We start from the raw sequence: 21,441 nt of genomic DNA, 5'->3' as shown, positions 1-21,441 counted from the left end.
CGGACGCAACAAGAGCTTCACCCCCGAGAGGAACCCCAATGACTGTCACCGGCATCATCACCGCCCTCATCGTCGGTCTCATCATCGGCGCCCTGGGCCGCCTGGTCGTACCGGGCAAGCAGAACATCCCGATCTGGCTGACCCTGGTCATCGGTGTCGTCGCCGCCCTGCTGGGCACCGTTCTGGCCCGGGCGACCGGCGTCGCCGACACCCGCGGTTTCGACTGGATCGAGCTCCTGTTCCAGGTCGTGCTGGCCGCGATCGGTGTGGCTCTGGTGGCCGGCGTCGGCGGTCGCCGTCGCATTCACCGGTAACGATTGCCGAACCTCGAAGCGCCGGACCGAATCGGTCCGGCGCTTCGCTGTGTCCGGCGAAGAATCTTCGCTGTGTGCGCTGAAAAGAATCAGTGCCCGGAATGGTCCAGGCCGCGGTGGGCCGGTCGTCAGTAGCGGAACTTGTGCTGGGCGCTTCGGCGGTTGATCCAGGCCGGGAGTTCGTCGACATTGTCGCGCAGGGGAACGCGGTCGATCGGGTCCTGGGTGTCGGAGACGTTCTGCATGGTCACCACGAACCCCTGAACCAGGCGGTCCTCGCGCAGGTCGCGGTAGGTGGCCTCGACCAGCACCTGGCTGTGGTCGGGGCGGCGGAGGGCGCAGAACATCGTGCCGTCGCCGCCGGCGGCGAACGCGCGGCGAATCTGGCCGCGGTCGTCGGGATGGACCAGGTCTTCCAGGGTGGCCAGAGGAGAGATCTTTTCGTCGCCCAGCACCTCGTGCAAGGCGGGGCTGGCGTAGCGGATGCGCTGGTCCTCGTCGAGCACGAGCATCAGGTCGGCGGTGTTGCTGATGACCGCGCGCAGGTAGAGGTCGCTGTCGCGGCGGCCCACGGCCTCGACCAGGCTGATCCGGTCGAGGGCCAGGGCGGCCTGGCCGGCGAGCACCTCGAGCGCGTCGTGCGCCGCGGTCAGCGCGTCGCGGCGGCCGGTGAGAATCAGCGCGCCGCCACTGGGACGCGCCACCGCCAGTGGCTCCAGCCACAGCGGACAGACCAGCGTCGTTTCCTCGTTGGCCGGCGGGGCGCCGCTCGTGTTCCACCAGCGGCCGGAGCCGCTGGATCGGAACCGGCCGCTCAGGCCCGCCGCACCGAGCCAGCCGGCAAGACGGCCGGACCGCCGCGGCGAGCCGGGAGACGTGCCGGGCCGGGGCGAGGCGGCAGACGTGCCGGGTCGCAGCGTATGGACGCGGGTGGCGGCGGATCGGAGTGTCCGGCTCAGCCGACCGGGACGACGGAAGCGGCCCCGGCTCCGGGTGCGAGGTGCGCGGCGATCGGTGACAGCGATAGCGGTGCCGGTTCGACCGCTTCGTTGAGCTTCGTCAGCGCGGATGAGTCGTCCGGCGTCGTCGGAGTCGCTCAGGGGCTCGGACGGGGCGGCTGCGTCGGGGCGGCCGGTGGGAGGAGCCGGGGCTGCGGTGGCCTCGATCGTGGGGGTGGGGTCGGCCCACCAGCTGCGGGGCCGGCGGCCGGCGGGGGCCGGCGGGAGCTGGGCCGCGGCGAGCCGGCGGTCGTCGGCGGCGAAGACGACGCGGCGCAGGGCGTTCGGCGGGATCAGCGCGGCCACGCCGGCGCGGACGGCCTCGTCGACGGCGGGGATGTCGGCCGCGGAGACGAGGTCGGCCGTGGCGCTGCGCAGGCCGCGCTCGCGGGCCAGGGCATGGCTGTTGAGGGTCACCGAGTCGGCCAGGCGGGTGATCGTCAGGGTCAGGGTGATCGCGCCGGCGATGGCGATCGGGACGCCGTCGCGGACCGTGCCGTCCAGGGCCTCGATCAGCAGCACGATCGGCGGGGTGGCCACCGAGGCGCCGAGCAGCGCGGCCCAGCGGCCGTGCCAGTGGGTGGTGCGCGGGGGCATCGGCTGGGTCAGGCGCACCATCGACGGGTGCAGCGCGGCCAGGCCCCAGGCGACGTAGAGAACGCGGAAACCGGATTCGGCCGCCTCGTTCTGCAGCAGCGGGAAGAGAATGTCGCTCGCCAGCATGCCGACCGAGCCGGCCAGCAGCAGCATCGCCGAGATGTTGCGGCCGGTGGCGATGTTGAGGCGCAGGGCGACGCCGATCAGCAACAGGCAACCGATCACATCGGACGCCGAGATCTGCGCCCACGGGCCGTTGTCGGCGATCACGAAGACCCACACCACGAGCAGCGCGGCGCAGGCGAACGCCAGCAGGTCGAGCAGCCGGGCCCGGTCGACCAGCAGTGAGCCGCCCTGGGTGAACCGCCACAGCGCGCCCGCCACGAGCACGAACATCGCCAGATAGCAGCCGGTAGCCGCCGACATCATGTCGAACGCGTAGAAAACGTCACCGACAGCTAACGCGAACACCGCACCGGCCAGCAGCAGCCACGGCCCTACGCGGGCGGGGCGGTGCCACCGCAGACCAACGATGATCGCCGTGCAACTGCCGGCACCCAGGAGAATCCACTCGATCGCCCTTGACACGTCCTACTTAGTACCAGGGTGGTAGCTGTCTGTCCATGTCTATGTATACGCTACGCAACTGCGTACCCGAGACGCCCGCCATCACCCGCAGTTATCAATTGCCGAAGCGAAACTTTCGGGGCCGGACCGAAACGCGACGTCAGCTGAACACTTCGGCGACCACGCGTCCGGTCCCGGCGCCACCGTCCGCGCTCACCGCCTGCCACCGGCCGTCCGGGGCGTGCCATTCGAGATTGCCGAAACGTACCCGTTCGAGACCCGTGGCCGAGGCGTGCGACACGAGCCAGTGCGCGTACCGCCAGCCCGCGCTCGCGGTGCTCACCTTGACCGTGAGGCGCGCCGCCTCGGTGGCTGTCGCCGACTCGGGCAAACCCTTGCCCCAGTCGAGCCGCATCCCCTCGGCCAGCGCCGCCGCGGCGGCGGCCCCGCGCAGCACCGGGGAGCCGCTCACGCTGCATTCCACGGCCCCGGTCGCACGGCCGGTCAGCGCGCGGGCCAGGACGGCCGATTCGTCGGCCCACTTCTCGTACGCGTTGGGGTAGGCCGACCGCTGCACCTTCTGCGCGGCGTCGGTGACCCGCATCTTCTGATAGTTCTTGACCTTCTTCAGCGACGAGTAGAACTTGTCGGCCGCGTACCGGGGGTCCTTGATCTGGTCGAAGGTGCCCCAGCCCTGGCTCGGCCGCTGCTGGAAGAGGCCGATCGAGTCGCGGTCGCCGTCGTCGAGGTTCTCGAGCTTCGATTCCTGGAACGCGGTGGCCAGCGCGATCACCACGGCTCGCTCGGGCATGCCCTTGCGCAGCCCGACCGCGGTGATCGTCGCGGCGTTGGCCATCTGGACGTAGTCGAGTGTGACCTCGCCGTCGGCCCGCACGGTGCACTCCGGTCCGATCTTGGGGAGCTTGATGCTGCCGGAGAACGTGTTGACGACCACGACGACGCCGAGCACACCGACGAGCGCGGCAATCGCGACCGCCACGACCGGTGACTTGCGCACTCGCACCCCCCACCACTTTGTTGTTCAGGCGACAAGAGTAGACAACGAGGTCACCTCGTCCGCGTCACCCGTCCGCTGTCGGTGCGGCGGGAATCCAGGCGGCGGGTCTCTTCTCGCGGAACGCGGCCATGCCCTCGCGGCCCTCGGCGGAGCGGAAGTAGCCCGCCGACCGGGTGGACAGCTCGGCCAGTTCGCCCCGGATCGCCGTACGCCGCAGAAGTTGTTTGGCGCCGGCGAGCGCGAGTGGCCCGCCCCGCACGAGGCTGTCGCAGTAGCCGCGCACCCTGCTGTCCAGCTCTTCGGCGGTGACGGCTGCGGTGACGAGGCCGACCTCCGCCGCCCGGACGCCGTCGAAGACGTCGCCGGTGAGATAGAGCTCGGCCGCCGCGCGCGGGGCCAGCCGGGGCAGCACGGTCGCGCTGATCACTGCCGGGATCACACCCAGGCGTACCTCGGAGAAGGCGAACGTGGCGTCGCGGGTGCAGACCGCGATGTCGGCCGCGGCGATCAACCCGAGCCCGCCGGCGCGGGCCGGACCGGCGACGCGGGCGACGACCGGCTTGGGGAACTCCCAGAGCGCGGCCAGCACGTCGGCCATCATCTCGGCCGGCACCCGGCCGTCGGGGCGTGCCGCGGCCGTCTCCTTGAGGTCGGCGCCCGAACAGAAGACGGCGCCCGTGTGCGAGAGCACGACGGCGCGCACCCGGGTGTCGGTGAGAGCCTCGGCGAGGGCGTCCAGCAGCTCGCGCATGAGGGCGGTGGACAGGGCGTTGCGGTTCGCGGGGGAGTCCAGGGTCATGGTGGTCACCCCGGCGTCGGTGACGGTACGGACCAGAGCCATGGCGGAAGATTAACGACCGGCGTGCACACTTGAGAGATGGCCGGCGCACTTCCCGATGGCGAACCCGTTCCGCAGGACGGGTCTCTGCCCGATTCAGCGACGGCGCACGCCGGAAAAGACGGGTTCGCCGTCTACGTTCATGTCCCGTTCTGTGCCAGCCGCTGCGGCTACTGCGACTTCAACACCTACACGGCCAGTGAGCTCGGCGGCGGTGTCAGCCGGGAGACGTACGCCGAGACGGTGCTGCAGGAGCTCGACCTGGCCCGCCGCACGATCAACCCGGCCCGGGTCGACACGGTGTTCTTCGGCGGCGGCACCCCGACGCTGCTCGACGCCGACGACCTCGGCCGGATCCTGCACGGCATCGACGCGGCCTGGGGGCTGGCGCCGGGGGCCGAGATCACGACCGAGGCCAACCCCGAGTCCGTCGACCCCGCCTACCTGCGCCGCCTGCGCGGGCACGGCTTCAACCGGATCTCGCTGGGCATGCAGTCGGCGGCGCCGGGCGTCCTCAAGATCCTGGATCGCCGGCACACGGCGGGTCGCGCCCCGCAAGCGGCGATCGAGGCCCGCGAGGCGGGGTTCGAGCACGTCAACCTCGACCTGATCTACGGCACGCCGGGCGAGACGGCCGACGACTTCGCCGGGTCGCTGCGCAAGGTGGTCGAGGCCGGCGTCGACCACGTCAGCGCGTACGCCCTGATCGTCGAGGACGGCACCCGGATGGCGGCCCGCATGCGGCGGGGCGAGATCCCGTACCCGTCGGACGACGTGGCCGCCGACCGCTATCTGGCGGCGGAGGCGGCGCTGAGCGAGGCCGGCTTCCAGTGGTACGAGGTCTCGAACTGGGCCACCTCCGAGGCGGCGCGCTGCCGGCACAACCTGCTCTATTGGACCGGCGCCGACTGGTGGGGCCTGGGGCCGGGCGCGCACAGCCACGTCGGCGGGGTTCGCTGGTGGAACGTCAAGCACCCCGCCGCGTACGGGAAGAGGCTCGTCGAAGGTCTGTCGCCCGGGCACGGGCGGGAACTGCTGAGCGACGAGGACAGGCACGTCGAGGACGTGATGCTGCGGGTGCGGCTGCGCGAGGGCATCGCGCTCGACCGGGTCGACCGGGTGGGCGCGAAGCAGGCGCTGGCCGACGGGTTGCTCGATCCCGCGGCGTACGAGAGCGGCCGTCTCGCCCTCACCCTGCGTGGCCGCCTGCTGGCCGATGCCGTGATCCGGGACGTGGTGTAACGCGCCGGGGCTCCGTCCCCGGCGCATTTGCCGCGCCCTACTTGATCAGATTGATGGTCATCGGGTAGTTGTACGGCTCGTTGTTGACCGCCTTCAGGCCGGCGATCACGCCGAAGATGATCGAGATCAGCGCGGCGATCGGGATGATCACGAAGCCGATGACGGCACAGATGGTGGCCCAGCCGATGATGCCGGCGATCGTCCAGACGATCTGGAAGTTCAGCGCCTTGACCGCCTCGGTCCGCACGACCGCCGACTGACTGCCCTTGGCGAGCATGACGACCAACGGCGCGATCCAGCCGCCGAGGCCACCGCCGATGAGGGCGCCCAGCGCGCCGCCGAAGTGCGCGATCAGGATCCAGGTCTTGTCGTCCTGGGCCGAGCCGGCGCCGTAGCCGGGCTGCTGGTAGCCGTACGGCGGCGGGTTGCCGTAGCCGGGCGGCGGCGCGCCGTAACCGGGGCCGGAGGTGGGCGGCGGCGCGCCGTAGCCCGGACCCGACGTCGGCGGGCCGTAGCCGGGGTCGGACGGGGGTGGCGAGCCGTAGGGCGGCGGAGGAGGCGGTGTCGAACCGGAAGTCGGGTCGTTAGCCGCATAAGGGTTGAACGGCCGCGTCGGGTCGTTCGGGTTACCTTCACCGGGCGGGCGAGGTGGTTCAGTCATGGCTGACACCGTAGAGCCGCAGTTCAATGCGGTCGAGAGCGACATGCTGATCGAGTCGGTGAATAGACAGGCGGCACGATCATCGCGCTGACGCCGGTGGCGACGTAGACTGGCACTCTGTCCGTGGGAGTGCCAAGCAGCAGGAGAGGGGGCGGGGTCATTGAGTCTGGATGACCGCAAGCTCGAGGTGCTGCGGGCGATCGTCGAGGACTACGTCGAGACGCAGGAGCCGGTCGGCTCCAAGTCGCTGGTCGAGCGCCACCAGTTGGGCGTGTCGCCGGCTACCGTGCGTAACGACATGGCGGTGCTGGAGGAGGAAGGTTACATCCGGCAGCCGCACACCAGCGCCGGTCGCGTGCCGACCGACGCCGGCTACCGGCTCTTCGTCGACCGGCTCTCCAAGGTCAAGCCGCTCACCCCGGCCGAGCGCCGGGCCATCGAGCGCTTCCTGATCGGCGCCGTCGACCTTGACGACGTGGTGCACCGCACGGTGCGCCTGCTCGCCCAGCTGACCCGCCAGGTCGCGGTCGTGCAGTACCCGTCGCTGGCCCGGTCGTCGGTGCGCCACCTCGAGCTCGTGCCGATCTCCACCACCCGGCTCATGCTCGTGATGATCGCCGACACCGGCCGGGTCGAGCAGCGGCTGGTCGAGCTGCCCGGGCCCGTCCCGGCCGAGGACGTGACCGACCTGCGCCGCCGGGTGAACGAGAAACTGGCCGGTCAGCGGCTGTCCGACACGCCGCCGCTCGTGCAGGGCCTGGTCGACGAATGCGCGCCCGGCAGCCGTGCCACCATGGCCTGTCTGGCCTCCGTGCTGCTCGAGACGCTCGTCGAGCGCAGTGAGGAACGCCTCGCCTTGGCGGGCACGGCTAACCTGACTCGTGGGGGTGTGCTCGACTTCCAGGGCACGCTGCGCCCCGTCCTCGAAGCCCTCGAGGAAGAGGTCATCCTGCTCAAGTTGATCGGCGATCTCGAGCCCAGCATGACCCGGGTGCGCATCGGTGACGAAAACAAGATCGACAACCTGCGGTCGGCGTCGGTGGTCAGCACGGGTTACGGCCCAGGCGCGACGATCGTCGGTGGGCTCGGGGTGCTGGGTCCCACCCGGATGGATTACCCCGGCACCATCGCGACCGTGCGCGCGGTGGCACGCTACGTGGGCGACCTTCTAGCACAGAACTGACGAGGATTGCGGAGCCCGTGGCCAAGGACTACTACGGCATTCTCGGCGTGAGCCGGGAAGCCACCGACGACGAGATCAAGCGCGCCTACCGCAAACTGGCTCGGCAATATCACCCGGACGTCAACCCCGATCCGGAAGCGCACGAGAAGTTCAAGGACATCAACGCGGCGTACGAGGTCCTCTCCGACGACCAGAAGCGCCAGATCGTCGACCTCGGCGGCGACCCGCTCGCCCCCGGCGGCGGCATGGGCCCCGGCGGGCAGGGCGGCCCCGGCGGCGCGTTCGTCGGCTTCCAGGACATCATGGACGCGTTCTTCGGCTCCGCGGCCGGCGGCAACGCCCGCGGCCCGCGCCCGCGCACCCGTCCCGGCGCTGACGCGATCCTGCGCCTGGAACTCGACCTGGTCGAGACGGCGTTCGGCGTCGAAGCCCCGATCACCGTCGACACCGCCGTGCTGTGCACCCAGTGCACCGGCGCCGGCACCGCGCCCGGCACCCACCTGGCCACCTGCGAGACGTGTGGCGGCCGGGGCGAGGTGCAGAGCGTGCAGCGCACCTTCCTGGGCCAGGTCGTCTCGTCCCGCCCCTGCGCCACCTGCCAGGGCCACGGCACGGTCATCCCGCACCCCTGCCCCACCTGCGCCGGCGACGGCCGCGTCCGCACCCGCCGCTCGCTCACGGTCAAGATCCCGGCCGGCGTCGAGGACGGCATGCGCATCCGCCTGGCCCAGCAGGGCGAGGTCGGCCCCGGCGGCGGCACCCCCGGTGACCTCTACGTCGAGATCCACGAGCGCCCGCACGACGTCTACTCCCGCAAGGGCGACGACCTGCACTGCCGGGTCACGCTCCCGATGACCGCGGCCGCGCTCGGCACCCGCCTGACGATCAAGACCCTCGACAGCGAAGAGGGCATCGAGGTCAAGCAGGGCACCCAGCCGGCCAGCACGCTGCGCATCCGGGGCAAGGGCGTGCCGCACCTGCGGGGTCAGGGCCGGGGCGACCTGTTCGTCCACCTGGATGTGCGAACGCCGACCAAGCTGACGGCCGATCAGGAGCGGATGCTGCGCGACTTCGCCAAGACCCGCGGCGAGGACGTGGCCGAGCTCAGCAAGCAGGGCGGCTTCTTCAGCCGGATGCGAGACGCTTTCAACGGGCACTAAGAGCAGATGTCGTAGCGGGGTGGTGGGTTCGGGCCGCTGCTCCCGCCGAGGGTCGCGGCGGGGCGAGCTGGCCGCTGGCGCGTCCAGGGCGCTCACCCCACCACGACGACGTGCGTAAGGGGTTGCGCTTCAAACGGAACCCCGTCGTCAGCCGGCCCGTGCTTTCTCGGCCCACGCTCGGGGTGGGCCGCTGGGACCGGGCTGCGAGGCGTTGAGTCGTCGGTGCTCAGTCGTCCGAGGGGAACAGCAGCATGTCGGCGATGAACGAGGTGACCCGGCCCGAGTGGTCGCGGCCGATCCACGTCGGGTAGGCGCCGTCACCCCAGCCGCTGGACCAGGCGATCATGTCGCCGCCCGACAGCGTGACGAAGCGTGGGTCCCGAAGCTCCAGGGACTGCCACTCGTCGGTCAGGCGTTCGCGGTTGTCCTCGTCGACGAAGCAGGCCAGGCCGGCGTCCACCCCGAAGCCGAAGAACTCGCCGTAGCCCAGGTCGAGCAGGTCCTGGCCGTCACGCAGGGCCGGCTCCCAGCGCACCGGGTGCCGGTCGCTGATGTCGATCCGCATCGCCGCCACTCGGGTGTGGGCAAGGTCGTCGGTGAAGGTGGCCAAGCTGACGGTCACCGGGTAGGTGCCGGGCGGAACCGTGGTCAGGAACGGCTCGTCGCCGTAGTCCAGCGAAGACGGGTCGGCGGCCACGAGGCGGCCCGACGGCAGGTTGAGCTTGCCCGCCGGGCGGGTCGCGAGGCGCATCCGGCGGTCGCCGACCGTGCGCTCCGCGCCGTCGCGGAACAGCGAGGCCAGGCCACGGGGCTGGAGCGGGCGCGGCGGGTGCCACGGGCGCTCGTCGGAGGTACGCACCGGAAGGTCGTGAGCCCCGGGCGGGTCGTTGTTGATCCGGAACGGGCCGTCGATCACCCGGGGCGCCGCGCAGATGTCGGCGAACTGCCTCACGCAGGCCTCGGCGTGCACACGGGCCGCGCTGTCGAGCAGGGCCTTCCACCGTCCGAAGGCCGGGATCGGCAGGCGCGGGGGCGTGAAGCCACCGTCCGAGAAGGTGTGCCGACCGCCGCGGTCGCCCGCGGGCTCGATCGAGTCGTTGCGGCGGCCGCCGATCTGCCAGCTGGTCCGGTGCCGGGCGCCGGCGCCTGCGGGGTCGTGCCACGTCGTCGACTCGCGCAGGAACAGGTCACCCTCGGGAGCCCGGCGGAACTCGTGGACGGCGATCCGCCGGCCATCGGCGTCGTAGCGGGTGACAGCGCAGTACCCCTCGGCCCACGAGATGTCGAGCACGGTGTGCGGGCGGCCGCCGGCGAGCAGCACCACGGAGTACGGCTCGCCGGCGGAGTCGCGCGACTCGGCCCGGTCCGGCGTGAGCGGGTTGACCACTCCGTCGTCCCAGCCCTCGCAGTACACCGCCGCCACCGTGGTCTCCATGGTCGGCGATCTTATTCAGGGGTGACTCCGTTTCGCCGCCCCGCAGAAGCGACTTTTCCGGTCGTGTCGGGGGCGCCGAGAGCCGAACGAGACCCGGACGAGAGGGATCAGCGCGAGGCGAGGGTCCGGCCGGCGTGGGTGGCCGCCTCGTGCGCGGCCTTCTTCAGCAGCTCGGCGGTGTCGCGCAGCGCGTCCAGGGCCGGGTTGACGCCGGCCAGGGTCAGCTCGCGCTCGATCAGGGTCAGGTCGGCGCCCCAGATGTCCCCGACGATGCGGCGCAGGTAGGCGGTGTTGTGGTCCCAGCCCTCGCGTGGGGTGCCGGGGCCGTAGCCGCCGCCACGGGTGGTGAGCACGATGACCGGCTTGCCGTCGAGCAGCCGCTCGGAGGGGTCGGGGGTGCCCGCCATGACCAGGTCGATCCAGCTCTTCACGTGCTGGGAGACGCCGTAGTTGTAGAGCGGCAGGGCCAGGATCGCGGCCTCGGCGTCGCGCACCTCGGAGGTGAGCTGCTGGGCCAGGGCCACCGCGGCGCGCTGAGCCTCGGTCCGCTGGCTCTCGGGCGTGAAGTTGGCGTGGATGGCGGTCGCCCAGGCGTCGGCCGGCAGGGGCGAGGCGCCGAGGTGCCGGCGGACGAACGCGGTGCCCGGGCGGACGGCGGTCCACTCCGCCTCGGCGATGTCGGCCAGTTCGCTCGAGGCCGAGACGGGGCCCTGGATGCTCGAGTCGATGCGGAGAACGGTCATTGCATGCTCCCAACGGGATTGAATGTTCAAGTGGAATGCTGACACCTTCGGCTTGAACATTCAAGTGCGGGAGGGCGGTATTCTTGCGACGTGACTGTTGACACGCCGAAGGACGTCCCCTGGCTCGACGGCGAAGAGCGCGCGGCGTGGATGACCCTGATCGCGATGCTGATGACGGCTCCGGCCGCCATAGACGCCCAGCTCAAGCGCGATTCCGGGCTCAATTTCTTCGAATACTCGATCATGTCCCATCTGTCCCACCCGCAAGATCACGCGGTGCAGATGAGCAACCTCGCCCACCTGGCCGGTGGCTCGCTCTCCCGGCTCTCGCACGCGGTCAGCCGGCTGGAGAAGCAGGGCTATGTGACGCGCCGCGTCGCCAGCGACGGCGAAGGCCGGTGCGTCCAGGCGTTCCTGACCCCCGAGGGGTACGCCGCCCTGGTGGCGGCCGCCCCCGCTCACGTACGGGAAGCCCGGCGCCTGGTCTTCGACAACCTGTCGACGGCACAGGTGCGCCAGCTGCAGAAGATCGCCCACGAGATCGCGGCGGCCGCCTCGCCCGAGTCGGTCGAGCGCATCGACGCCGCCATCGCGGAGGCCGAACGGGCCGAGCGTGAGGGCCGGTCCGACCCGTGCGTCCCGGGCTCTGTTTGCTGAGGTCTCAGCCGCTCAATTGGGAACGCGCCCGGTCGATCAGCGTGGGCAGCAGCTCCGAGCGCCAGGTCTCCAGGTGGACGCTGCCGCTCGACAGGCCGCCGTGCGCGAACTCCTCGCGATAGACCCAGGGCGCGCTCTCGGTAGCCAGGTCGATGCCGACCACCCGGTCGAAGGTGGCCTTGAGCAGGCGCTCGACCTCACCCACGGACGGCGGCAGGGCGAGGCCGGCGACGTACTCGTTCATGGCCCGCCACACCCAGGGGTCGCCCCGCAGTCCCCATCGCGCCGGTTCGGGATCGAAGAGATCGGATACGAGCCTCACCCGAACAGGGTGGCACCACTCGGCCCCGGCCGCAGCGCTCAGACCGTGACGGCCGGAACGGATCCGGTCAGCGACCAGTCGTGGCTGATGTCGGCGGCGGTGCGCAGCAGCCGGGGCAGGTGCTCCTCGACCAGGGTCTCGACGGACGTCTCGGCCGCGTGCACGGTCACGTTGATCGCGGCGATCACCCGGCCGTCCCCGTCCCGCACGCCGGTCGCGACGGACCGGATGCCGGGCGCCAGATCCTGGTCGGCCAGCGCCCACCCCTTGGCCCGGACCTCGCGCAGGGAGGCGTCGAGCTCGGCCGGCGTGGGCTGCCTGCGCGCGCTGATGCCCGAGCGGGAGGGCTGGTCGAGCACGGCCGCCAACTCCTCGGCGGGCAGGCCGGCCAGCAGCACCTTGCCCATCGAGGTGGCGGGCCCGGGGAAGCGGGTGCCGATGGTGACGGCCAGCGTGACGATCTTGGGGACCGCCACCCGGGCCACGTAGACGATGTCGCTGCCGTCGAGCTGGGCCATCGAGGTCGACTCGTTGGTCTGGGCGACCAGCTTCTCCATGTGCGGGCGGGCGACGTCCCACATGCTCAACGAGTTCACGTACGCCATGCCCAGCTCGAGCACGCGCGGGGTCAGCGCGTAGCCCCGCCCGTCGACCCGCACGTAACCGAGCGCCTCGAGGGTGATCAGGATGCGGCGGACCGTGGGCCGGGCGAGCCCGGTGTGCCCGGCGATCTCGCTCAGCGTCATCGTCGGGGTGCCCGGGCGGAAGGAGCGCAGGACATCGAGGCCGCGGGCCAGGGCCTCGATGAAATCGGGACCCGCGCCCCTTCCGGTGTCGGTCATGGAACGGGACCCTACTTGGTGTACTGATAAGGGTTGTGCAGCATGCGGGCCTCGGGGATGTCCGGGTTCATGCCGCGCTTCCAGGCGTCCTCGCCCAGCGTCGAGCGCAGGTGATCGATGGTGGCGCCGACCTTGGCCCGGGCCGCGGCCAGATCCGCGTCGACCAGCCGGCCGTCGCGCTTGACCACCCGGCCGCCCACGACCACCGTGTGCACGTCGCCCCGCTGCGCCTGGAAGGCCACGTGCCCGTACGGGTTGAGCACGGGGAACATGACCGGCGAGGCGTCGTTCTTGAGCAGCACCACGTCGGCCTGGCGCCCCGGCGTGAGCGCGCCGATCGACGAGTCCAGGCCCAGGGCCCGGGCCCCACCGCGGGTGCTCCAGTCGACGACGTGCTCGGCCCGCAAGTGGTGGTGGGTGACCGTCTCCTGCTTGCCGTGAGCATCCATGTGCTCGCGGGCACGGTCGGCGCTGAGCGTGGAGCGCATCGCCGAGAACAGGTCGCCGCTCCACCACACGCTGGTGTCCATGGACAGCGACACCGGGATCCCGTGCTTGCGCAGCTGCCAGGTGGGCGGGTAGCCCTGCCCGGCGCTCTGCTCGCTCTCGGTCGACACCGACACCGAGCCGCCGGAGGCCGCGATCCGGTGGTACGAGTCGCTGGACAGCGTGGCCGCGTGCACGTACACCTGGCCCGGGCTCATGAATCCGCTGTCGTGCATGAGCCGGATGCCGTCGTCGTTGGTGGCGCCCCACACGCCGGCGTGCGTAGTGACGGAGACGCCGAGCTCACGGGCGACCTCGAAGGCGGCCTTCTCGGGGAACGCGGGGTCGCCGGTGACGTCGAACGCCATCTGGAAGCCGGCCAGCCGGCCGCCGTCGATGCGCCGGCGGTAGAAATCCTGGAACTCGGGCGAGGTCGCCCACTCCCACGGCCCCTGCTGGATGTTGCCGTAGGCGAGCACGAACCGGCCGGGCACCGCCTCGAGCGCGTCGACCGCCGCGTCGGCGTGGTCGGTGCTCTGCAGGCCGTGCGACCAGTCGACCGTGGTGGTGACGCCGGAGTCGAGCGCCTCCAGGGCGCCGAGCAGATTGCCGGCGTAGATGTCCTCGGGCCGGAAGTGCCGGCCCGACTCGAGGTAGTACCAGACGAAGTACTGGGTGAGGGTCCAGTCGGCGCCGTAACCGCGCATGGCGGTCTGCCACATGTGCCGGTGGGTGTCGACCATGCCGGGCATGAGGATGCCGCCGGAGGCGTCGATCTCCTCGTGTCCGTCGGGCGCGGTCAGGTTCGGTCCGACTTCGGCGATCTTGTCGTCGACCACCAGCACGTCGGCGTTCTCGAGCACGGTATGGGAGTCGTCCATCGTGAGTACGAGGCCGTTTCGGAAGATCATCGCCCATCCTTTCAACGAATCGGACCGCTGTCCGCATCGCGGGCAGGCCGAATGGCGTCAGTGTGCGCCCGGTCACTTGCGGGGTCAATAGTTTGTTTCGGCTGTGTGACGCGGGCGTTGACACGTTGGGCGCACCGGGGCAAGCTGGTCGAGCGGACGAGTGTCCGCAGAACGGGCGGTTGGTATGTCTGAGAAAGGCCCACTGGACGGCCTGCTGGTCGCGGACTTCTCCCGGATCCTCGCCGGGCCGTACGCGACGATGCTGCTGGCCGACCTCGGCGCTCGCGTGATCAAGGTGGAGGGTCCGGGCGGCGACGACACCCGCACCTGGATGCCGCCGGTCCGCGACGATGTCTCGACCTACTACCTGGGCATCAACCGCAACAAGCGATCGATCGCGCTCGACCTGAAGAACGAGGCCGACCTGGCGGACGCGCGGGAACTGGCCCGCCGGGCCGACATCATGATCGAGAACTTCCGGCCCGGCGGCCTGGCCCGCTTCGGGCTCGACTACGACACGGTCGCGGCGGCCAACGAGAAGATCGTGTACGCGAGCATCAGCGGCTTCGGCACCGGGGCGGGGGCCGGCCTGCCCGGGTACGACCTGATGGTCCAGGCCATCTCGGGGCTGATGAGCCTGACCGGCGACCCGGACGGCTCGCCGTACCGTGCCGGCATCTCGGTCTTCGACGTCATGGCCGGCCTGCACGCCAACATCGGCATCCTGGCCGCCCTGCACCGCCGGGCCGAGACCGGCCGCGGCCAGCACGTCGAGGTCAACCTGCTCAGTTCGGCGCTGTCCGGGCTGGTCAACCACTCCAGCGGCTACGTCGCCGGCGGCACCGTCCCGTTCCGCATGGGCAACGCGCATCCGAGCCTCTTCCCGTACGAGCCGTTGCCCACCGCCGACGGCGAGCTCATCGTCATCGCCGGCAACGACGGCCAGTTCCGCAAGCTGTGCCAGGTGCTCGACCTGCCCGACCTGCCGGACGACCCGCGCTTCGGCCGCAATCAGGACCGTACGGCCAACCGCGAGCAGCTGCGCCCGATTCTGCTCGAGCGCCTGGCCACCCGTACGAAGGACGAGTGGTTCCGCGACCTCATCGCGGCCGGCGTGCCCTGCGCGCCGATCAACACGATCGATGGCGGCGTCGCGTTCGCCGAAGAGCTGGGGCTCGACCCGGTGGTCACCGCCGGCGGCATCCCCGGCATCCGCAATCCCATCACCTTCAGCGATTCACAGGCGCGGTACGAGCTGCCGCCGCCCGGGCTGGACGAGCACGGCGAGGAGATCCGCAAGTGGCTGAGGAGCTGAGCTTCCCGACCGGCATCGGCACGTCCACACCCGACACGATCTCGCTGCTCGGGCAGGATCTGGCGGCCGATCTGATGGGGCAGGTGGGCTTCGGCGAGCTCGCCTTCTGGCTGGTCACCCGCCGTCGTCCCAGTTCCTCCGAGGTGCGGGTCTTCGAAGCGGTGCTGGTGGCGCTGGCCGACCACGGTTTCACGCCGACGGCGATCGCGGCCCGGCTCACGTACCTGTCGGCGCCGGAATCCATCCAGGGCGCCCTCGCCGCCGGCCTGCTCGGCGGCGGGTCACGTTTTCTCGGCGTGACCGAGGACTGTGGACGCTATCTGGCTTCCCTGCTGGAGGGCGTCGGCGACGAGCCGGACTACGGCGCGATCGCGCTCGAGGCCGTCCGCCAAGCCAAGGCCGAGAGGCGTTTCGTCCCCGGGCTGGGTCATCCGGTGCACAAAGAGGAAGATCCGCGCACGCCCGTGCTGATCCGGATCGCTTCGGAGGAAGGCCTCCGCGGCCCGCACCTGCAACTGTTCGAGGCGATCGGGCGAGTGCACCCTGAGGTGCTGGGTCGCCGGCTGCCGCTCAACGGAGCCGGGGTGTGCGGGGCAGCCCTGGCCGACCTCGGGCTCCCCATCGACCTGTTGCGCGGCTTCGCGCTGCTGGCCCGCGCGGCCGGCCTGCTCGGGCACCTGGCCGAGGAACGCCGGCGGCCGCTCGGCATGGAGATCTATCGCACCGTTGACCGTAACGCCGTCTACGAACCTTAAGGAGAATCCGTGGCCAGCATTGTCGCGGTCATCGCCTCCACTCACCACCCGTTCTATTACAAGGCCAGCACGGCCACCGGTGAGGATCGGCCACCCTTCGCGGACGAGTGGGAGCGCAAGATCCTCGCCTTCCGCGAGACGCTGACCCGCGCCAACCCGGACGTGCTGGTGATGGTCGGCTCCGACCACTTCCACCAGCTGTGGCTGGACAACATGCCGCAGTTCCTGGTGGGCAAGGCGCCCTTCTACGACGCCAACTGGTACAACGAGGAGCGCGAGTTCGGCCTGCCCCGCATGCTGCTCAAGGGCCAGGAAGATCTGTCCGCGCACATCCTGCGCAACGGGCTCGACGAGGGCTTCGACCTCGCGTTCAGCAACGAGCTGCGGATCGACCACAGCATCACCTGCCCGATCATCACGCTGCGCCCCGAGGCCGACCTGCCGATCGTGCCGATCTACACGAACATCTTCGCGCCGCCGCTGCCGCAGCCGTCGCGCTTCGTCAAGCTGGGCGAGACCATCCGCCAGATCGTCGAGCAGTGGCCGTCCCATCTGCGGGTCGCGATCATCGGCACCGGGCACCTGTCCCTCGAACTCGGCGGGCCACGGCAGTTCGGGCCGCACGGCCCCGACCCGGAATTCGACCGCCGGGCCGTCGAGTGGATCGCCTCCGGCGACCTCGACAACTGCCTGCGCGAGGTGACCCTGGACAGCCTGCACTCGCCGGGCAACGCCACCCACGGCTTCATGGACTTCATGCTGATGATGGGAGTAGCCGGCGCCGGCGCCAAGGCCGATTACGTCGACACCCTTGACCTGTTCCACACCATGGAGGCCTACTTCACCTGGTACCCCACACAGGGAGGCGTGCGGTGAGCAAGTATCTGCTCGACAAGTTCCTGTACACGGTGGACCGCGACCCCGATCTGGTGGAGCGCTACCGTTCGTCCCCTCGTGAACTGGTGACGTGGTGGGAGGACGAGCGGGCCAACGCCGTGCTCAACTGCCACACCGGCGAGGCCAGCACGTGGCTGCGCTTCACCGACGACGAGCGGCAGGCGCTGATCGGCCACGACCACGTACGCCTCTTCGAGCTGGGCGCCCACCCGTTCCTCACGCTGACGTTGTTCATCGCCATGTTCGAGCGGGACAACACCGAGCCACTGGAATACCAGAAGGCCTTCGGCGCGCGGCTCGCCCACTTCGACATGCCCTACCCGGACATCGCCACATGATCCCGGCGGCCGTGCTCCGCGTCTGCGGCCGGCCGCCGTCCATCGAGGAGCGGCGGCCGCCGGTGCCCCACGCGGGCGAGGTGCCGATCACCGTCGCCGCGGCGCCGATCACCCCGCTGGACGTGCTCTGCGCGAGCGGCACCAGCTACTTCGGCCAACCCGCGACCCCGTACGTCCCCGGCGTGCAGGGCGTGGGCCGCCGCGACGACGGCACGCCCGTCTGGTTCGCCACCTCAGCCGGCATGCGCCCCGGCGACGGCAGCATGACGGGCGCGGTCTCCGTCCCGTACGTCGACGTAGTGCCCCTCCCACCCGAGGCGCCACTGACCCTGATCGCCGCCCTGGGCCTCTCGGCCGTGGCCGCCCACGCCGCGCTCACCCGCACCGGCGGCCTCACCGAGGGCGAGGTCGTGCTGGTGCTCGGCGCAGGCGGAGTGGTCGGCCAGGCCGCGATCCAGCTGGCCCTGCTCTCCGGCGCGTCCCGGGTCATCGCCGTCTCCCGCTCCACCGCCGCACTCGAACGCGCCGTGGAACTGGGCGCCGAAGAGGCAGCCCCCCTGCTACCCGACGACGACCCGACAGCGCTGGCCGACCGCCTACGCGCCGTCTCCGGCCTGGTCGACCTGGTGCTCGACCCGGTCTTCGGAATCCCCGCAGCGGCCGCCCTGAGAGTGCTGCGCCCAGGCGGTCGCCTGGTCAACCTGGGCAGCTCAGCCGGCGCCACCGCACCCCTCGACTCGGCAACGCTGCGCAGCGGCTCGCTGAAGATCCTCGGCTACACCAACAACGCCCTGTCAGTAGGCGAACGTGCCGATTCGCTCGGCGTGGTAGCCGACCACGCCACCGCCGGCCGCCTGACCGTGTCGCACGAGGTGGTTCCGTTCACAAACGTCGAAGCCGCCTGGAACCGCCAGGCCGCAGGTGACGCCGACGGGCGGATCGTGCTGACCTTTTAGTTGTCCACAATGGCGGGTTATCCACAGGGCTGCGTCTGGCTGCTCTCGAAGATCGGCCGCTTTCTGGACAATGGTCGTGGTGGGGGTCCCCTGGGAGGGCGGGGTCTGTGGGGGAGTGCCGGGCGCTTGGTTCGCCGCGGTTGCCGGCATTTTGCATGCCGGGGTCGATGGGCGGGCGGCGTGGTGCTTGAGGTGAATGCCGCGGCTGGCGCGGACGGTGTTGGCTGGGCTGCTTGCCGGGTGGGCGGAGCCGTGCGTGCGGTATGGCCCTGGGCTGGCTTCCGGGCGGCCAGCGTGGTGAGTGCGGTTTGGTGCGGCCTGTTGCGGGGTGTGGGTGGCTGGCCGGGCGGGCGGCATTGCGGTAAGCGAGAGTGTGGCTGGGCTTGCAGGTATATGGGATTGGTGTGGGCCCTGTGTCGTCGACCTGGCGTAGTCGGGCTCGCTGCTTGCATTTCGTGTCTCGGATGGTCTCTCGGTCGTGCTGGTGAGGGCGGGGACCTGTTCGGCCGGCTGTGGTGAGGTGGTCATCTCGTCGGTTGGCTTTGGTGGTGTGGTCGCCTCGTCGGCTGGCCGTGGTGAGGTGGCGACTTGCTTGGTCGACTTGTGTCGGGCGGCCTGCGCGGGCGGCTGGGGTGGGGTGGTGACCTGCACGGCTGGCTGTGGTGCTGATTCTGATGCTGGTGTGGATTGACGCTGGGCTGGGATGCCGGAGGAACGCGCGGGTGGTTCGGGTCTGCGGCTCGGCTCGGACTCGGCGGCTTCACGGCGGAGACGGCTCAGCTTGGCGGCGTGCCTTTGTTGCAGACCCCAAGCGCGGTGGCGCTCGTGCTCGCGGCGGAACTCTTCGCCCGCGGGTGAATAGTTTCGGCACCGGGTTCGGTCACGCATTTTCGCCAGCTCTGCAGTGCTGAATAACTGTAGCTGCCGCATACGTTTATTGTCCCGCGCCGACTGGGCGAATGCCTACCCCGCCAGGTAGTCGATCATGCCAAATTGGGTTACCTATACACAAGGTTGCGGAATTGAACGAATTTTCGGGTGGCTTTGTCGGTCGGCTGCCCGGGAGTTGCAAAACGTTATGCAACTTCGGCTCCACTCGCCTGCACCAACATGAGGTCAAGGGCGCGAAAGCCTGTTGACCAGCGACCCGGCGAGCAGAATTCTCGATCAAGTACAGATTGAATAAGGGAGCCATTGCCGGTCGCGATCAAGGGGGAGGCTTGGGGGAGGCTGAGTAAGATAGTGCGCACAGATCTGCTGCTCCAGAAATGCACAGCCAGCACTCAGAGGGAGTGTTTCCCAGCCCCGGGCACTTGGCGCACCCACCCTGGCAATAAGGCCGCCTGCCAGCCCAGCCACCCACTCACCACAGACAGGCGGCACACTGCCGAGCCGCGACGTTGCCGACCTGGCGGACGTGCTCAGCCATCGGTCCGGGGTGGGTGGCCGCGCTCCGCCGAGCCGCGACGTCGCCCGCCTGGCGGCCGTGCTCAGCCATCGGTCCGGGGTGAGTGGCCGCGCTCCGCCGAGCCGCGACGTCGCCCGCCTGGCGGCCGTGCTCAGCCACCGGCCCCGGGTGAGCGGCCGCGCTCCGCCGAGCCACGACGTCGCCGGCCTGGCAGCCGTGCCGAGCCGGCGCCCACGGCGACAGGCCGTACTTCGCCGGTCCACCACACGTCCCCGGCCTGCCAGCCGTGCCCAAACAACGGCCTGCAGTGAGTGGCCCCTCGCGTCCGACGGCAAACAGCCGCACACAGCACCCTCAGCGGTCATCAACGCAGAAATCTCACAAAGGCAGGATCTCCATCGCACGCAGCCGAGCCGTGTCGGTGATCGCGTCGAAGGCGGTGATGCGCCCGTCAGTCACGGTGAGGGTGATGACGAGCAGGGTGTCGTCGCCCGGGGCGACCCGGATGCCGAGTGAGCCGTCGACCAGGGCGGGGAGAGCGTTGCGGGCCTTTCCGGTGAAGAAGCGGGCCAGCGCGTCCGATCCTTGCATTTCGGCCGGGAGGGCCAGCTGCTCCTGGCCGTAGGCGTCGACGCGCAGGCGTACGTCGGGGTCGAGGAGGCTCAGCAGCGTTTCGAATTCTCCGTTGCGGGAGGCGGCCAGGAACGCGTCGACCACCTCGCGGCCGGCGGGGCGTTCGGCGGGCTGGGCGCGTACGCGGCGGCGGGCTCGGCTGGCCAGCTGGCGGGCCGCGTCGGGTGTGCGGCCGACTATGGGGGCTACCTCGTCGAAGGGTACGGCGAACAGGTCGTGCAGCACGAAGGCGAGCCGTTCGGCCGGGGTCAGCGTCTCGAGGACCACCAGCAGGGCCAGGCCTACCGAGTCGGCGAGCAGGGCTTCGTCCTCGGGGTTCGGCTTCGCGGCGGGTTGGTCCGGCGTGATGGTGACTTCGTGGCGGGAGCCGCGGGAGCGCAGCATGTCCAGGCAGACGCGGCCGACGACCGTGGTGAGCCAGGCGTCCAGGTTGTCGACGCGGTCGGCGCCGGTGCGGTTGAGGCGTAGCCAGGACTCCTGCACCGCGTCGTCGGCTTCGGTGGCCGAGCCGAGCATGCGGTAGGCCACCGCGCGCAGCCTTGGGCGGTTCTGCTCGAAGCGCTCCTGCACGTCCATCGTCTCTCCCTCTGTGGTGTGCGCCACATCGGTCACACCGGGGCGGCTTCATCCGTCGGACCCCTGACGGATCAGAGCGCGCCGATGTGACGTGCCGCCGCGCATACGGAGGAGAACAATCATGCAGGCTCGGATGGACAACCCCGCCGCTCATCTGCCGGACTCGGTCAAGGCGATCAACATCCTCTACAAGTCGGCTCACTCGGCCGGCGTCGACCCGGCCACGCTGGAGCTGGTGCACCTGCGGGCGAGCCAGATCAACGGCTGTGCGCCCTGTGCCGAGTCGGGCGCCCGCAACGCCCGCAAGAACGGCGAGACCGACGAGCGGCTGATGACGGTCGCGGTGTGGCGGGAGACGCCGTGGTTCACCGACGCCGAGCGGGCGGCGCTCGCTTTGGCGGAGCACGCCACCCGGCTCGCCGACAGCCCCGACCCGGTGCCGGACCCGGTCTGGGACGAGGCCGCCAAGCACTTCGGAGACCGGGAGCTGGCCGCGCTCGTCCTGTGGATCGCTACGACGAACTTCTTCAACCGGATCAACGTCACGACCCGTCAGCAAGCACCCCAGAATTGGGGATGATCGGAGGAG

At 70.5% G+C, this 21,441-nt stretch carries 21 protein-coding genes; 11 read left to right on the top strand and 10 right to left on the bottom strand.

Going from position 1 to position 21,441, the window contains the following annotated elements:
* Positions 1 to 38: 38 nt before the first annotated feature.
* Positions 39 to 314, top strand: a complete 276-nt coding sequence (locus tag LXN57_RS23650; RefSeq protein ID WP_251800356.1) for a GlsB/YeaQ/YmgE family stress response membrane protein — start codon at positions 39 to 41, stop codon at positions 312 to 314.
* Between the two features lie 128 nt (positions 315 to 442).
* Here the strand turns inward: LXN57_RS23650 and LXN57_RS23645 are convergent, their stop codons facing one another.
* The 3 genes from LXN57_RS23645 to LXN57_RS23635 all read right to left on the bottom strand — a co-directional run bounded on the left by LXN57_RS23645 (position 443) and on the right by LXN57_RS23635 (position 4,335).
* The gene (locus LXN57_RS23645; protein WP_251800355.1) at positions 443 to 2,497 is read right to left on the bottom strand and encodes a PAS domain-containing protein; all 2,055 of its coding nucleotides are present in this window, start codon (positions 2,495 to 2,497) and stop codon (positions 443 to 445) included.
* A gap of 139 nt (positions 2,498 to 2,636) precedes the next feature.
* Positions 2,637 to 3,500 carry a hypothetical protein gene (locus tag LXN57_RS23640; protein ID WP_251800354.1) on the bottom strand — a complete coding sequence of 288 codons (864 nt, stop codon included), beginning with the start codon at positions 3,498 to 3,500 and terminating at the stop codon, positions 2,637 to 2,639.
* Between the two features lie 58 nt (positions 3,501 to 3,558).
* The gene (locus LXN57_RS23635) at positions 3,559 to 4,335 is read right to left on the bottom strand and encodes an enoyl-CoA hydratase-related protein (RefSeq protein WP_251800353.1); all 777 of its coding nucleotides are present in this window, start codon (positions 4,333 to 4,335) and stop codon (positions 3,559 to 3,561) included.
* Between the two features lie 36 nt (positions 4,336 to 4,371).
* Between LXN57_RS23635 and hemW the strand changes: the two genes are divergently transcribed.
* Positions 4,372 to 5,574 (top strand): radical SAM family heme chaperone HemW, encoded by a 1,203-nt coding sequence (gene hemW, locus LXN57_RS23630; RefSeq protein WP_251800352.1) that lies wholly within the window; start codon positions 4,372 to 4,374, stop codon positions 5,572 to 5,574.
* Positions 5,575 to 5,611: 37 nt separating this feature from the next.
* Here hemW and LXN57_RS23625 read toward each other — a convergent pair whose 3' ends face one another.
* The gene (locus LXN57_RS23625) at positions 5,612 to 6,235 is read right to left on the bottom strand and encodes a DUF4870 domain-containing protein (protein ID WP_251800351.1); all 624 of its coding nucleotides are present in this window, start codon (positions 6,233 to 6,235) and stop codon (positions 5,612 to 5,614) included.
* A gap of 160 nt (positions 6,236 to 6,395) precedes the next feature.
* Here LXN57_RS23625 and hrcA point away from each other — a divergent pair, with 160 nt between their 5' ends.
* Positions 6,396 to 7,418, top strand: coding sequence for a heat-inducible transcriptional repressor HrcA (gene hrcA / locus LXN57_RS23620; RefSeq protein ID WP_251800350.1), 1,023 nt, complete (start codon positions 6,396 to 6,398; stop codon positions 7,416 to 7,418).
* A 17-nt stretch (positions 7,419 to 7,435) separates the two neighbouring features.
* Entirely contained in the window at positions 7,436 to 8,578 is a 1,143-nt protein-coding gene (gene dnaJ, locus LXN57_RS23615; RefSeq protein ID WP_251800349.1) for a molecular chaperone DnaJ, read from the top strand.
* Positions 8,579 to 8,804: 226 nt separating this feature from the next.
* On the opposite strand, the gene LXN57_RS23610 is transcribed toward dnaJ, so the two are convergent.
* Together LXN57_RS23610 and LXN57_RS23605 are read right to left on the bottom strand one after the other, a co-directional pair.
* Positions 8,805 to 10,013: a DUF4241 domain-containing protein gene (locus LXN57_RS23610; RefSeq protein WP_251800348.1), complete on the bottom strand. Its 1,209-nt coding sequence runs from the start codon at positions 10,011 to 10,013 to the stop codon at positions 8,805 to 8,807.
* Between the two features lie 107 nt (positions 10,014 to 10,120).
* Positions 10,121 to 10,756 (bottom strand): FMN-dependent NADH-azoreductase, encoded by a 636-nt coding sequence (locus LXN57_RS23605; RefSeq protein WP_251800347.1) that lies wholly within the window; start codon positions 10,754 to 10,756, stop codon positions 10,121 to 10,123.
* A 90-nt stretch (positions 10,757 to 10,846) separates the two neighbouring features.
* On the opposite strand from LXN57_RS23605, the gene LXN57_RS23600 reads away from it, so the two are divergent.
* Positions 10,847 to 11,413: a MarR family winged helix-turn-helix transcriptional regulator gene (locus LXN57_RS23600; RefSeq protein ID WP_251800346.1), complete on the top strand. Its 567-nt coding sequence runs from the start codon at positions 10,847 to 10,849 to the stop codon at positions 11,411 to 11,413.
* A gap of 4 nt (positions 11,414 to 11,417) precedes the next feature.
* Here the strand turns inward: LXN57_RS23600 and LXN57_RS23595 are convergent, their stop codons facing one another.
* From LXN57_RS23595 to LXN57_RS23585, 3 genes are read right to left on the bottom strand one after another with little or no spacing between them, the layout of a single operon-like run.
* Complete coding sequence (locus LXN57_RS23595) at positions 11,418 to 11,735, bottom strand: hypothetical protein (RefSeq protein ID WP_251800345.1); 318 nt, start codon at positions 11,733 to 11,735, stop codon at positions 11,418 to 11,420.
* Positions 11,736 to 11,773: 38 nt separating this feature from the next.
* Entirely contained in the window at positions 11,774 to 12,577 is an 804-nt protein-coding gene (locus LXN57_RS23590; RefSeq protein WP_251800344.1) for an IclR family transcriptional regulator domain-containing protein, read from the bottom strand.
* An 11-nt stretch (positions 12,578 to 12,588) separates the two neighbouring features.
* Positions 12,589 to 13,974, bottom strand: coding sequence for an amidohydrolase family protein (locus LXN57_RS23585; RefSeq protein WP_251800343.1), 1,386 nt, complete (start codon positions 13,972 to 13,974; stop codon positions 12,589 to 12,591).
* Between the two features lie 184 nt (positions 13,975 to 14,158).
* Between LXN57_RS23585 and LXN57_RS23580 the strand changes: the two genes are divergently transcribed.
* The 5 genes from LXN57_RS23580 to LXN57_RS23560 are packed head-to-tail and all read left to right on the top strand — an operon-like array spanning position 14,159 to position 18,235.
* Positions 14,159 to 15,289: a CaiB/BaiF CoA transferase family protein gene (locus LXN57_RS23580; RefSeq protein WP_251800342.1), complete on the top strand. Its 1,131-nt coding sequence runs from the start codon at positions 14,159 to 14,161 to the stop codon at positions 15,287 to 15,289.
* Complete coding sequence (locus tag LXN57_RS23575; RefSeq protein ID WP_369077289.1) at positions 15,274 to 16,044, top strand: citryl-CoA lyase; 771 nt, start codon at positions 15,274 to 15,276, stop codon at positions 16,042 to 16,044. The genes LXN57_RS23580 and LXN57_RS23575 overlap by 16 nt, the downstream gene beginning before the upstream one ends.
* Positions 16,045 to 16,053: 9 nt before the next feature.
* Complete coding sequence (locus LXN57_RS23570) at positions 16,054 to 16,920, top strand: DODA-type extradiol aromatic ring-opening family dioxygenase (protein ID WP_221376536.1); 867 nt, start codon at positions 16,054 to 16,056, stop codon at positions 16,918 to 16,920.
* Positions 16,917 to 17,279: a hypothetical protein gene (locus LXN57_RS23565; RefSeq protein WP_251800341.1), complete on the top strand. Its 363-nt coding sequence runs from the start codon at positions 16,917 to 16,919 to the stop codon at positions 17,277 to 17,279. Before LXN57_RS23570 ends, LXN57_RS23565 begins: the two co-directional genes overlap by 4 nt.
* Positions 17,276 to 18,235 carry a quinone oxidoreductase family protein gene (locus LXN57_RS23560; RefSeq protein ID WP_251800340.1) on the top strand — a complete coding sequence of 320 codons (960 nt, stop codon included), beginning with the start codon at positions 17,276 to 17,278 and terminating at the stop codon, positions 18,233 to 18,235. Before LXN57_RS23565 ends, LXN57_RS23560 begins: the two co-directional genes overlap by 4 nt.
* Before the next feature lie 1,786 nt (positions 18,236 to 20,021).
* Here the strand turns inward: LXN57_RS23560 and LXN57_RS23555 are convergent.
* Complete coding sequence (locus tag LXN57_RS23555) at positions 20,022 to 20,852, bottom strand: sigma-70 family RNA polymerase sigma factor (protein WP_251800339.1); 831 nt, start codon at positions 20,850 to 20,852, stop codon at positions 20,022 to 20,024.
* A gap of 121 nt (positions 20,853 to 20,973) precedes the next feature.
* Between LXN57_RS23555 and LXN57_RS23550 the strand changes: the two genes are divergently transcribed.
* Complete coding sequence (locus LXN57_RS23550; RefSeq protein WP_251800338.1) at positions 20,974 to 21,432, top strand: carboxymuconolactone decarboxylase family protein; 459 nt, start codon at positions 20,974 to 20,976, stop codon at positions 21,430 to 21,432.
* Positions 21,433 to 21,441: the final 9 nt, after the last annotated feature.

The sequence above is a fragment of the Paractinoplanes hotanensis genome (genome assembly GCF_023717965.1).
Lineage (GTDB): Bacteria > Actinomycetota > Actinomycetes > Mycobacteriales > Micromonosporaceae > Actinoplanes > Actinoplanes polyasparticus.
This window is presented reverse-complemented; position numbering and strand designations above follow the sequence as displayed.

Bases quoted from the DNA above. Each gene is read 5' to 3' on its own strand.
- LXN57_RS23585 (WP_251800343.1), bottom strand. From the start codon at position 13,974: ATGATCTTCCGAAACGGCCTCGTACTCACGATGGACGACTCCCATACC.
- LXN57_RS23605 (WP_251800347.1), bottom strand. From the start codon at position 10,756: ATGACCGTTCTCCGCATCGACTCGAGCATCCAGGGCCCCGTCTCGGCC.
- LXN57_RS23555 (WP_251800339.1), bottom strand. From the start codon at position 20,852: ATGGACGTGCAGGAGCGCTTCGAGCAGAACCGCCCAAGGCTGCGCGCG.
- LXN57_RS23625 (WP_251800351.1), bottom strand. From the start codon at position 6,235: ATGACTGAACCACCTCGCCCGCCCGGTGAAGGTAACCCGAACGACCCG.
- LXN57_RS23580 (WP_251800342.1), top strand. From the start codon at position 14,159: ATGTCTGAGAAAGGCCCACTGGACGGCCTGCTGGTCGCGGACTTCTCC.
- LXN57_RS23590 (WP_251800344.1), bottom strand. From the start codon at position 12,577: ATGACCGACACCGGAAGGGGCGCGGGTCCCGATTTCATCGAGGCCCTG.
- LXN57_RS23650 (WP_251800356.1), top strand. From the start codon at position 39: ATGACTGTCACCGGCATCATCACCGCCCTCATCGTCGGTCTCATCATC.
- LXN57_RS23610 (WP_251800348.1), bottom strand. From the start codon at position 10,013: ATGGAGACCACGGTGGCGGCGGTGTACTGCGAGGGCTGGGACGACGGA.
- LXN57_RS23550 (WP_251800338.1), top strand. From the start codon at position 20,974: ATGCAGGCTCGGATGGACAACCCCGCCGCTCATCTGCCGGACTCGGTC.
- LXN57_RS23560 (WP_251800340.1), top strand. From the start codon at position 17,276: ATGATCCCGGCGGCCGTGCTCCGCGTCTGCGGCCGGCCGCCGTCCATC.
- LXN57_RS23635 (WP_251800353.1), bottom strand. From the start codon at position 4,335: ATGGCTCTGGTCCGTACCGTCACCGACGCCGGGGTGACCACCATGACC.
- hemW (WP_251800352.1), top strand. From the start codon at position 4,372: ATGGCCGGCGCACTTCCCGATGGCGAACCCGTTCCGCAGGACGGGTCT.